Origin of the sequence: Streptomyces kunmingensis (assembly GCF_039533535.1) — a bacterium.
GTDB classification, from domain to species: Bacteria; Actinomycetota; Actinomycetes; order Streptomycetales; family Streptomycetaceae; genus Streptomyces; species Streptomyces kunmingensis.
The window spans coordinates 1-10,906 of the sequence record NZ_BAAATS010000052.1; the positions used below are offsets into that span (position 1 = coordinate 1).

General features: G+C 68.7%; 11 protein-coding genes. 6 read left to right on the forward strand and 5 right to left on the reverse strand.

Annotation, left to right across the window (positions count from 1 at the left end; all coding sequences use genetic code 11):
• Positions 1 to 561 precede the first annotated feature (561 nt).
• Positions 562 to 990, forward strand: a complete 429-nt coding sequence (locus ABD366_RS40120) for a hypothetical protein (RefSeq protein ID WP_324769485.1) — start codon at positions 562 to 564, stop codon at positions 988 to 990.
• Between the two features lie 30 nt (positions 991 to 1,020).
• A complete protein-coding gene (locus ABD366_RS40125) occupies positions 1,021 to 1,926 on the forward strand; it encodes a hypothetical protein (RefSeq protein WP_324769486.1) in 906 nt (301 codons plus the stop codon).
• A gap of 380 nt (positions 1,927 to 2,306) precedes the next feature.
• On the opposite strand, the gene ABD366_RS40130 is transcribed toward ABD366_RS40125, so the two are convergent.
• Together ABD366_RS40130 and ABD366_RS40135 are read right to left on the reverse strand one after the other, a co-directional pair.
• Positions 2,307 to 2,540, reverse strand: a complete 234-nt coding sequence (locus ABD366_RS40130) for a helicase associated domain-containing protein (protein ID WP_324769488.1) — start codon at positions 2,538 to 2,540, stop codon at positions 2,307 to 2,309.
• 9 nt (positions 2,541 to 2,549) lie between these two features.
• A complete protein-coding gene (locus ABD366_RS40135; protein WP_324769489.1) occupies positions 2,550 to 2,759 on the reverse strand; it encodes a hypothetical protein in 210 nt (69 codons plus the stop codon).
• A 215-nt stretch (positions 2,760 to 2,974) separates the two neighbouring features.
• Here ABD366_RS40135 and ABD366_RS40140 point away from each other — a divergent pair, with 215 nt between their 5' ends.
• Both ABD366_RS40140 and ABD366_RS40145 read left to right on the forward strand, forming a co-directional pair.
• The gene (locus ABD366_RS40140; protein WP_324769490.1) at positions 2,975 to 3,415 is read left to right on the forward strand and encodes a MarR family winged helix-turn-helix transcriptional regulator; all 441 of its coding nucleotides are present in this window, start codon (positions 2,975 to 2,977) and stop codon (positions 3,413 to 3,415) included.
• An 83-nt stretch (positions 3,416 to 3,498) separates the two neighbouring features.
• Positions 3,499 to 4,389 (forward strand): NmrA family NAD(P)-binding protein, encoded by an 891-nt coding sequence (locus ABD366_RS40145; protein ID WP_324769491.1) that lies wholly within the window; start codon positions 3,499 to 3,501, stop codon positions 4,387 to 4,389.
• Positions 4,390 to 5,618: 1,229 nt separating this feature from the next.
• On the opposite strand, the gene ABD366_RS40150 is transcribed toward ABD366_RS40145, so the two are convergent.
• The 3 genes from ABD366_RS40150 to ABD366_RS40160 form a co-directional block, all read right to left on the reverse strand.
• On the reverse strand, positions 5,619 to 6,248 hold the full coding sequence (locus ABD366_RS40150; RefSeq protein WP_324769493.1) for a cytochrome b/b6 domain-containing protein: 630 nt from the start codon (positions 6,246 to 6,248) through the stop codon (positions 5,619 to 5,621).
• Complete coding sequence (locus ABD366_RS40155) at positions 6,232 to 6,885, reverse strand: molybdopterin-dependent oxidoreductase (RefSeq protein WP_324769498.1); 654 nt, start codon at positions 6,883 to 6,885, stop codon at positions 6,232 to 6,234. Before ABD366_RS40155 ends, ABD366_RS40150 begins: the two co-directional genes overlap by 17 nt.
• A gap of 124 nt (positions 6,886 to 7,009) precedes the next feature.
• Positions 7,010 to 7,381 (reverse strand): hypothetical protein, encoded by a 372-nt coding sequence (locus ABD366_RS40160; RefSeq protein WP_324769494.1) that lies wholly within the window; start codon positions 7,379 to 7,381, stop codon positions 7,010 to 7,012.
• On the opposite strand from ABD366_RS40160, the gene ABD366_RS40165 reads away from it, so the two are divergent.
• Positions 7,380 to 9,290, forward strand: coding sequence for an SMI1/KNR4 family protein (locus ABD366_RS40165; protein WP_324769495.1), 1,911 nt, complete (start codon positions 7,380 to 7,382; stop codon positions 9,288 to 9,290). The genes ABD366_RS40160 and ABD366_RS40165 overlap by 2 nt on opposite strands.
• A gap of 455 nt (positions 9,291 to 9,745) precedes the next feature.
• Positions 9,746 to 10,819 (forward strand): protein kinase family protein, encoded by a 1,074-nt coding sequence (locus ABD366_RS40170; RefSeq protein WP_324769496.1) that lies wholly within the window; start codon positions 9,746 to 9,748, stop codon positions 10,817 to 10,819.
• The last annotated feature ends 87 nt before the right edge of the window (positions 10,820 to 10,906 follow it).

Consider the following 10,906-nt stretch of genomic DNA (forward strand, 5'->3'; position numbering starts at 1 on the left):
AACCGCATGAGCGTCATCGCCAGAGCCGTCCTCACTCTGGAGAAGCAACGCTGAAAACGCTCAGTAACAGACGTAACTAATCGCCCTCGTAGCTTCGGGACAGCGGCACGCTCCTGGGCGGCGAGGGCCGACAACCTTGCCGTGCGCGACCAGGGCGCCCGCCGCCTCGCGCGGTCGCTATCGGTCGTGCCCCGGGCGGATGGGATCGACGGAGGGGAACGTCGACACCGAGTGCGGGAATCGGTCATTCCGGTCAGGATCTTGCTCCGTACAGGAATCAAATTCCACGAGATTCACACAGATTACTCAAGGGTCGGGTGTGGTTCCGGAACCTCGAACCTCGTTTAAAAGCAGCCAAACGCGATCATTGAGCCGGCGATAGGTGCTTGTGCCACCTATGGTCTGGATCAGCGCACCGACGTAGGAGCGGCGCGCTGTTCGGATTCGGGGCACTGGCCGCAGCGACAGGGAGGTCGTTGCGCGGCCTGCCCCTGGGGAGGGGAAAGCGTAGTGCGCAAGAGAAGAGTCCTGTTGACGTTCTTGGCGACGGCGGCGTGAGGAGTGGGGATCGCGGCGCCGGTCCAGGCCCTGACCAATGAGGACCTGGCCGGCCAGAACCTCTACAGCGGTTCGGCATGCAGCTACTGGGAGACCTCCAGTTTCAAGATGCACCTGTGGTACAACTCCGGCCAGGGCGGCTCATACCGGGACTTCGGCTACGCCGTGTACGACTTCAACGCGCAGCGTCCCGGTGACGGTCACGCCCACGCGCTCAATTACTGCATCTTCGGGGTCAGTTCACCGTGGCCCGGCTCCGGCCGGCACATCAAGAACAATGCGGCCTCCGGGGAGAATACGCACTCGAAGTACTCGGCCCGGGTCTATTTCTACAGCGGGTACAAGAAGCCCTACCAGACGATGGGGGCCTACCAGCACATCGACCAATTCACGGCGGTCTACAACGAGAACGCCTCGTTCAAGTGGATCTGACCGCAGGCCGGCGAGCAGAAGGAGACTGCCGTGAACAGTAAGGGAACTACCGTCAGGATCGTGCTGCCGCTGGCTGCTGCGGCGGCGGTCTGCACCATCGTGGTGGCCAGCGCCGCGTCTGACCACAGCTCGTCGCGGACCGCGCCTAAGGCCGTCAGCGGCCAGCCGGCCGCGGCGCCGCCCGCGAAGGCGGACGTCGGCGACCCGAACGACCCGGCTAGCTGGCGACTTCCGATCGAGGCCTACGTGCAGGCCCCGTCCGCTCTTCGTACGCTCACGAACGTGCGCGACGACATGATGGACGAGTGCATGAGCGAGGCGGGCTTCGACAACTGGAAACCCGCGCCTGACCTGCCCAACCTGGACGGCACGAGCTTCACCGACGGCCGCTACGGGATCGAGAATGCCGACCAGGTCGCCAAGTGGGGATACCACCACGATCCGGCGCTGATGCAGGCCTACAACGATGCCATGTCCGAGGGGGCGGTCGACGAAACCGGCGCCCCGGACGAGCAGGTGCGCCAATGCTCCGACCAGGCCGGCCAAGCCGGCGCGCCCGTCGCGCAGTCCAACCCGCTGGTCGAGCAGATCGACATCGAGGGCTACAAGACGTCACTGACCGAGCCCGCGGTCAAGGACCAGTTCGCGAAGTGGTCAGCCTGCATGAAGGCCAAGGGCTACAACTACGCCGCGCCCCCGGACGCGCAGGAGGACCCGGCGTTCAACGACCCGGAGACCATCACCCCGCAGGAGATCGCCACGGCCAAGGACGACCTCGCCTGCCGTAACCAGTCTCCGGTAGCCAAGACCTGGTTCGACACCGAGGTGAAGCTGCAGCAGGCTGCGATCGCCAAGAACCAGGAAGCCCTGAACGCCACCCGCACCGCCAACCAGGCCCAGGCGGCCAAGGCAGCCAAGCTCGCCCAAACCCGGTAGCCCACCGGGCAGTCCTAGCTGCCGAGGTGCCTTCGCCGCGTCGGCAGGGAGCAGTACCAGCAGACCAGCATTACCTCCGGGCACAGCCCGTCCATACCCACCTGGCCGGTCGTCGTAGTCGCTGCTCGTGGCTGCTGCGACGACCGGCCATGTTGGGGCGCACGCGCCGATTCCATGCCCCCTCCGCAGGGACACACTGATGTGCTCGCGCGGCCGGGGGACTGTCGAAGGCAGGGACCCCGAACTCATGAGAACCAGATACAGACGCGGAAGATACGCGTCCATAACAGTGACGGCCGCCTGTGCGGCGCTCGCTGGGGGGCCGCTCGAAGCCAACATGCCGGGGCCGATGAACGACGTCACACCCAGTCCTCAGCGTCTCACCAGCGCATGCCGAGTTGGTCGAGTGCGGTGCGTCGTTGGTCGGTGAGTCTGTTGGCGCGGCGGCGTACATTTGCGGTCCACATGCCGAGGTCGACCAGGACGGTGTCCTCGGGGGTGATGTCGCGTCCGGTGGCGGCGGGTCCGGCGAGGGCGAGGGGCAGGGCTTCGACGTGTTTGCGGGGGACGTTGAGGTGGCTTTCGTGGGCGTGGAACTGGCGGGCGGCAGCCATGTTCAGTGTTCACTTGTGGTTCTGGGTCCGTTTCACCGGCTGCTCATCCTCGGCGGCCTCGAGGCCGAGGGTGTTCTCCATCAGCCACTGCTGCGCGGGCTGGAGTTGCTCGAAGTCGTGCTGCTGCGTGGTGATCCAGCGTCCGAGGTCTTCGCCCTGGACGACGACGTCCCCCGCCTTCACCGGCAGACACCCGCCGCCGACCACATGCGCCTGCACGAGTGGGAGGCGGCGTTGCCAGCCGGTTTCCCAGGCCGGGCACCACCTTGGGCCGATGTCGTCCAGCTGACGGCGCCGTTCTTCGGTGAGTGCGCCGGCCGGGGAGCCGACTGGCTTCCCGGCCTCGCGGTGCTGTGTATCTCCTGGTGAGTGGTGTGGTCTGCCGGCCCGCGACGAGTAGGCTGATCGTTCGTAATCGGACGGGGGAGGCCGGCGTGGACTATGGCGACAAGCTCTTCTGGCTCTCGGTTGTGATTCAACGCAAGTACGCGCAGATCTGCGCCGAGTTCGACCTGACCCCCTCGCAGGCCACGCTGCTCTGCGCGATCAGGAACGAGCCGCGGCAGATGGCTGACCTCGCCGCGTCGTTGGGTATGACCAAGAACGCGTTGAGTCAGTTGGTCGATCGCACCGCGCGGCGTGAGTTGGTCGGCCGGGCAAGCTCGGCGCAGGACCGGCGGGTCGTCATGCTCGGTGTGACGCCCACGGGGAAGGTGCTCGCCGAGGCTGTTTACGCCGAGGTCGCCAAGCGTCTGCCCGAGATCGCGAGGAATCTCGAGGCCGATGACCAGCGCGACTTCGAGCGTGTGGCCACCGCCATCGTGGACACCTCGGACCTCTCTGCGCCCACCTCGAACCGACCCATCACACCGTGAGGTTCCGCTACACCCGCACCTTGACGTAGTTCATGCCGTGAACTAATTTCGTTCACGCCGTGAACTAGTGAGGGGTGGCAGTGATGAGCACACAGATGACCGGCACGATCGCAGTCTTCGGCGCGACGGGGCAACAGGGCGGGGCGGTGGTCGACGCCCTGCTGGACCACAAGGCGCGGGTGCGGGCTCTGGTCCGCGACCCGCAGTCCGAGCGGACTCAGGCGCTGGCCGCCCGCGGCGTCGAGCTGGCGGCCATCCGGGCCGACGACCCGGCGTCGCTGGCCGCCGCGCTGGCGACGGTCGAGGGGTTCTACTTCATGACCCCGGAGGCGAACAGCCTCGAAGAGGTCGAGGCGGAGATCCGCATCGGCACCGCGCTCGTCGACGCGGCGGTCGAGGCGGGCGTCCCGCACGTCGTGTTCAACTCGGTCTTCGGAGCGGAGCGGGAGTCGGGTGTGCCGCACCACGACTCGAAGCACCGGATCGAGGAGCACCTGAGAAAGTCCGGCCTGAGAGCCGCGATGGTTCGCGCGACCGCCTTCATGGAGAACTTCGCGAGCGTGATGGCACCGAGCCTGGAGCACGGGGAGATCGTGCTGAGGCTGCCGCTGCCGGAGGACGTCGCCCTGAAGATGATCTCGGTCAGGGACATCGGCCGGGTCGCCGCCGCGCTCCTGCTCGACACCGTGGAGGCGCCCGGCGGAGTGGTCGAGCTCGTCGGCGACGAGCTGACGGGCCCCCAGATCGCCGCGGCGTTCGGCGCCCGCGCCGGGCTCCCGGCACGCTACGAGGCCCTCCCGTTGAGCGTGCTCCCCAACGATCTCGACAAGGCGATGTTCCGCCAGTTCGCGGAGGCGGCGGAACACCCTTCGGACCTCGCGGTGGTGCGCTCGATCGAGCCGGCCACCCTGGACCTGGTCGAGTGGATGCGAGTTACCGGCTGGACCGCGCCCACAGACGTGGCTGGTTCCTGAGCCTCCGGCCGCGATGAACGCCCCGCGATCGTGCTCTCGGTCTCGGTGCTCTGGGCACGGCAACGCATCCGCCGACGGTTGAAGTAGTCACGAAGTTCCCGGGGCGTGCCCGCACCGGCGCCGTCGACGGGGCTGACGTCAGCACAGCCCAGGAGCATCGGGTTCACCGTGGCTGACGGCACCGCGTTCGGAGGGTTTGGCAGGGAGGGTCCTGGCGTCCAGTCCGTGCGCTGTGCAACGGTGGGTGGACACGAGACCGAGCCGATAGGTAAGAGTGTCGGCTCTTTGGGAACCGGGCGTTGCCCCCATCACGCTCGCTCACGACTGCGCGTCGTCGAGAACAGGATCGTGTGCCTGGAGAAGAGCCGAGACGCGGTGATCGACTACCTCCGGCGAACGGGCCACGCAGACCTGCTGACCCCAGCGTGACTCGCAACCCCCGGGAGCCGAGGGCGAAGGGGCATGGCCCCGGCCTGTGGGCGACGTCGGCCCTCAACGGCGTCGACGCCGGCCGCCTGGCCAGCGCCCATGCGTTGTGGATTGGTACAGCGCATGAGACACCGCACCCTCTGAGCGCGCCATCCGTGCGGCTTCCCCGGTTTCGCGACGAGTCGGCTCAGTACTGGAGAGGGCGTCCCCCGGACCATCCTCTACCGTGGCAGGACCACTGCCGACGTCGCCGATTTGCTGGAATGCCACCCGGTGACGGTCCGGGCCGCGGTCCGTAGCCTTCAGCAGGGCGGGATCGCCGGCCTGAGCTGCTGGATGAGTCCGCCGCGGCGGGGATCACCTGGGGCACGTCGGGCCTGTGCGACTGGCTGCGGGCCGAACGCGGGATGGAGATCTCCACCTACTGGCCGAGCTGCTGCACCGGGCGGGTTTCCGCTGGAAACGCACCCGACAGCGTGCGGCACAAGGCCGACCCCGTCCTCCGCAGGCCGCCCGGGCCCAGCTGGAGGACGTGCGGCCTTACGGCTGAGGCGAACACCGGCCGACGCGACCTGATCTACCTGGACAAGTCCGGCTTCGCTGCACGGCAGACAGCCCGGTGCGCATCCGCCTGGCTGGTCGGCAGGACCACATCCAGGCCCAAGCGGTGGGCGGCGGGCAGGAGCCCGGCGTTGAGCGTGGGTGTCGGGGCCAGGGCCGTGACGTAGACGGCCATTGCTGCCGCTCCTTGCTGAGTGGGTCGCCCGGGACTCAGCTCCCGGACCAGGGCCTGACGCACGTCACGGCAGCCACTCGCCGTGCTCCCGCCGCGCCCAGTCGCGGCGTACGAAACCGGTGCGCATCCCCCGGCGGGCCTCGGGGTCGCCCATGGCCATCCCGATGTGACCCGCGATGACGATGCCGAGCGCGAGGGCCAGCCAGTCGTGGACGAAGGTGCTGCCGGTGCGCCAGGACAGCGGGGTGAGGTGGGTGAACCACATGAGCAGGCCCGTGCCGAGCATCACCAGGACCGCGCCGACCAGCCAGGCCGCCCACACCTTCTGCCCCGCGGTGAATTTACCCGCCTGGCGGTCGTGTTCGCGTCGCAGGGCCGCGCGCAGCCACGCGGCGTCGTGCGGGCCGAACCGGTTGAGGCGGCGCAGGTCCGCCCGGAAGGCACGGGAGGCGAGGCCCAGCAGGAACGGGACGGGCAGCAGCAGCCCCGACCACTCGTGGACGGTGACGACGAGCCCCCGGCGCCCGACGAGTTCCGCGAGCTGGGGCACGTACAGGCAGGCGGCGCTGAGCACGCACACGCCCATGAGCGCGGCGCTCAAACGGTGCACCCAGCGTTCGGACCGGGTGAAGCGCCGCACGCGGTCCGCGGCGCCGACGTCCGTGTCGGTGTCCGTGTCAGGCAGTGGGAGCATCGTCCCGCCCGTTCGACCGGCCGACCCATGCGTCGACGTCATAACCGCGTTCCTCCCAATAGCCGGGCTCGACGTCGTCGGTGACGGTGATGCCGGAGAGCCACTTGGCCGACTTGTAGAAGTACATCGGAGCCACGTACAGCCGCACCGGCCCGCCGTGGCTGTGGCCGAGGTCCTTGTCCTGCATGCGCAGCGCCACCAGCACGTCGTCTCGGCGCGCCTGGTCGAGGGTGAGGCTCTCCGTGTACGCGCCGTCGAAGCAGGACAGCCGCACGGCCCGCGCGGTCGGGCGCACCCCCGCGGCGTCCAGGAGCCGCGAGAGGCGTACGCCCTCGAAGGGGGTGCCCGGCACCCGCCAGCCCGTGACGCACTGGACGTCGCGGACGAGACGGGTCTGGGGCAGCGCCCGCAGTTCGGGCAGCGTGTACGAGGCGGGCTCGTCGACCAGGCCGTCGACGGTGAGCCGGTAGCTCCGCTCGTCCTTGTGCGGGACGGAGGCGGTGACCGAGTAGTACCGGAAGCCGCCGCTGGCCGGGAGCAGGCCGGTGACGCCGGTGGGGTCCTTCGAGGTGACGCTCTCGACGGCGCGCTGGAGCGCGGGCGCCGCCGCGACGCCGAGCGCTCCCGCGCCGAGCATGCCGAGGATCAGGCGGCGCCCCACGGGGGCGCCGCGCGCGGTGTCTGTGCTGGGGTCGTCGTACGGGGCCACGCTGTGATTCGAGCATGTCCGCCGCGGCCGGACCAGGGCCCGGGCGGCTCCGTCAGGGTCTCGTCATCTTTGGCGCGCAGCCGGCCCGATCCGGACGACAGGCCCTCACGAAGAATCCCATCAAACGCCGTTCAACTCGCCGTTCACCGTCGGAATACGCCTGTATGTACCGGGCGCGCATCTGGTCTTGACCCATCAGCTCAGCGAGGTCACCGAAGCACTTGCTCATACTGTCGCCGCACGAGGCGTGCTGTGTCTCTACGGGGATCCCGGTCACGGCAAGACGGTCGCGCTGTACCAGGCGCTGCGTCTGCTCCCGCGCCGTGTGCCGGTCCACTTCGCCCAGGTGGCAGTCAAACCCGGTCTCCCTTCGCTCCGGCCGGGCCCGGTTCTTGTCAGCGCCGGATGCGACGATCAGCGGCATGGATACGAACACCTTCGACTGGCAGCTCTTCTTGACCCGGTGGAGCGAGGAATGGGCCGATTCGCGGGACGATTCGGAGGAGTTGCGTTCGGACGACGTCGAGGCGCAGCGGCGCAGATGGCTCGGCTACTCTCCTGCCTCCGAGGCGGACATAGCGGCTTTGGAACAGCGGCTCGGGCGTGCGCTGCCGTCCTCGTACCGGGAGTTCCTGCGGGTCAGTGACGGCTGGCGGCACGCGGGGCAGTTCGTGTGGCGGGTGGCGGGCACCGAGGGTGCGGGCTGGCACGAGGACTCCTTCGGGCTCGGCGCGGACTTCGACGAGTTCTGGGGCGAGGAGGGCAACCCGCCTCACGTCCGGGCCCAGGTCGGCCTCTGGTCACGGGCGTTGCAGGTGGACGCCGAATCGGACGCTGTCTTCGTCCTGCTCGACCCGGAGGATGTCGGTCCGGACGGCGAGTGGGCGGTACGGACGTGGGCGGGCTGGCGAGCCGAGGAGCCCGACCGGTACCCGTCGTTCGCGCACTTCATGGTGGCGATGCATCAGGAGTTCCACCGCCACCGAACCCCTGCGGACGGTGCGCCCCCGTTCGTCGACGACACCACCCGCGCCCAAGACGCCGCCGTCGGCCGGGCGCGCACCGCCGCCCTGCGGGGACGCCCCGAAGAGGCCGCCGCGCTCCTCGACGAAGCCAAGCGGTACGGGCGTCCGGGCGCGGCCGACATGCTCCGCCAGCTCAACCGCTTCGGCCAGGGCCGCAGAGCAACCACCACGCAGCCGTTGCCCGACCACCCCCGCTTCCTCACCGAACTGCTGCCGTTGTACGCCGCCGACGTCACCAGCGGCGGTCACGGCAGGGTGGACCACCTCGGCGATCCTGGCGTCTTTCCGCACAGCGCGCAGGCCAGCGCGGAGATTCTGCGCGAGGTGAGGGAAGGAACTTACGGCTACCGCCCCGGTGGCGCGTTCGGCGAGGCGGTCGACGAGGCGCGGGAGGCGGCACGCTGGGGCGACAGCGCCGAAGCCTGGCGGATCCTGCGCGCCGCGCTGCCGCTGTGGCAGCCGCTCGATCCGGACCACATCGCCCCTGAGGGCCTGTTCGCCGATGTCCTGCTCGCTCCTGTTCTGACACCCGAGCGGTGCCGGGAGCTGCTGGCCACTCCGCGCGGCGGCGAGAGCGGACCGGCTCCGGACCCGGCGCCCGCCACGCAACCCGACGGTCTGTCCTGGGTGTTGCGTTCCGAGCCCGGTGTCGAGCCGCCGTTCAAGACCTTCCGGATGGTCCTCGTCGAGGGCGTGTCCCCCGGCGGGCTGCCGGGTCTGCTCGGCGGACCGGACCCGGCGCCGCTGGCGCCACCGCTGCGGCGCTGGGACCTGCGCCGCCACCACCGTCCCGGGCAGACCTCCTTCTCCTCGGACGACGACGTGGTGCTGCTGCACGTCGGGCGGGCCGGCGAGGACTGGAGTTTCGCGTTCGACGGGGACATGCTCTCCGGACTCCAGGCGGAGTGGTTCGTCTCCCCGGCCCCGGCCGCGTCGGCGGGCGGACGCCGGGCGATCGTCGTCTGGTGCGACCAGCGGCGGAACGCCCCGGTGTTCCATCTCTCGGTCGCCCAGGACGGCGTACTGAGCTTCGGCTTCACCGTACGGGGAACCAGCGTCGAGGACCGCACCGGTGACGTTCCTGACGAACTCGCCCCGGAATACCTCGGCTTCGGAGCGCCCGAGTCGGCCGGTCATCGCCCGGCGGCCCTGCACACGCTCGACGTCCTCGCCGAGCAGTACGGAGTCGGGCTGCCTCGCACCGCCCTCCACCACGGCCGCCTGCACTCCTTCGAGGGAGCGCCCTGGATCCGGCCGCCGCGCCCCGGGGAGCCCCACGCGACGCTCTCCTTCATCCGCCACAGATGACCCGATGGGGTCTCAGCTGTCGTCGCTCGACGAATCTGCGTCGTTTTCGCTTCTGTGACCTGGTGCTGTGCAGATTGATTGGGCGGGATAACGGCCTGTTGATGCATTGATCCTGCGCAGAGTGTATGGCGTGTGACCCACGTGAGTTGCAGGGTTGTCGGCTCTGGGTCTGACTGTGCAGGTTGTTTGGGTGGTGCGTAGTTCTGCTGGTCCTTGGTATGTAGTGCCTGCTGGCAGTGGTCTTGAAGGGGGAGGGGCTGCTGGTCTGTTGGTGTGGCAGGGGTGCGCAGTGTGTCTTCGCTCAACCTCATCGCGACCGTTGCTGAGGGGCAGATGGGCATGGTGTACGTCGCGGTTACCGTTACCACTGGCGTGAGAGTGTGGCCCGCGGATCCCCGCCCGGGTGTTCGCTGTAGCTGCCTGCCCGTGAGGCGGATGACCGGCTGGAGGCCTTTGTGACGAGTCCTGACCTGTCCCGCGGAGCTCGTCTGGCCGCTCATGCGGTCGTTTCCGCACAGTTGGCGCTGTACAGCGATCGGGAGCTGCGGGACGTCGTGGACGCCGGCACACCGGTCGGTGCCGGTATCGGCGGGCAGACAGTGCTGCTGGAGGTCGAGGGAACGCCGGTTTTCGTCAAGCAGATCCGGCTGACCGACCTGGAGCGACAGCCGAGATACGTTCACTCCACGGCGAACCTGTTCGCGCTGCCCGTCTTCTGCCACTACGGCATCGGCCGGATCGGCAGCTCGGGGTTCGGGGCCTGGCGTGAGCTGGCCGTGCACACGATGACGACGGACTGGGTGCTCGCGGGGGACCACGACGGTTTCCCTCTGCTGTATCACTGGCGCGTACTGCCGGACTCGGGTCAGCCGCTCTACGAGGAACTGGCCGATGTCGAGCACGCGGTGGCCTACTGGGGAGGCGGCGCGGAGTTCCGCAGTCGGCTCGAGGGACTGCGGGATTCCTCGGCGAGCATCGTGCTGTTCCAGGAATACATCCCGCAGAACCTGCACGACTGGCTGGGCACCCAGGTCGAGGCCGCAGGCGAGGAAGCCGAACGGGCCTGCGCGATGGTGGAGAAGGAACTGAAAGCCGGCGTCTCGTTCATGAACGCCCGCGGGCTGCTGCACTTCGACGCCCACTTCCAGAACATCCTCACCGACGGCCGACGCCTCTTCTTCGCCGACTACGGCCTCGCGATCTCCTCCCGCTTCGAACTCGCACCTGACGAGACCGACTTCTTCGCCGACCACCGCTCCTACGACCAGGCCTACGCCGTCACGCATCTGGTGAACTGGCTGGCTGTCGCCCTGTACGGCTACAACCCGGACGAACGCAGGGCGTTCATCCGCGGCTGCGCGGCGGGCCAGCCTCCTCAGGATGTTCCAGCGGGCATCGCGAAAACCCTGACGCGTCACGCGCCGGTCGCCGCGGTGATGGGTGATTTCTACCGCCAATTCCAGCAGACGAGCCGAACGGTGACGTACCCGTTGGAAGCGCTCTGCCGAACCATCGGCCGTGGCTGGTAGCCGAGTTCGGTGAGTTCGCGGGTGCAGGGCCGGTTGATGGGCGTCGTGGGTTTTTCAGTGGCGTGACGCCATGGGCTTGCACTGCTG

What these genes read in the sequence shown, in the direction of transcription:
- ABD366_RS40130 (WP_324769488.1), bottom strand. Translation starts at nt 2,540, where the DNA reads ATGGCTGCCGCCCGCCAGTTCCACGCCCACGAAAGCCACCTCAACGTC.
- ABD366_RS40145 (WP_324769491.1), top strand. Translation starts at nt 3,499, where the DNA reads ATGAGCACACAGATGACCGGCACGATCGCAGTCTTCGGCGCGACGGGG.
- ABD366_RS40150 (WP_324769493.1), bottom strand. Translation starts at nt 6,248, where the DNA reads ATGCTCCCACTGCCTGACACGGACACCGACACGGACGTCGGCGCCGCG.
- ABD366_RS40155 (WP_324769498.1), bottom strand. Translation starts at nt 6,885, where the DNA reads ATGCTCGGCGCGGGAGCGCTCGGCGTCGCGGCGGCGCCCGCGCTCCAG.
- ABD366_RS40165 (WP_324769495.1), top strand. Translation starts at nt 7,380, where the DNA reads ATGGATACGAACACCTTCGACTGGCAGCTCTTCTTGACCCGGTGGAGC.
- ABD366_RS40160 (WP_324769494.1), bottom strand. Translation starts at nt 7,381, where the DNA reads ATGCCGCTGATCGTCGCATCCGGCGCTGACAAGAACCGGGCCCGGCCG.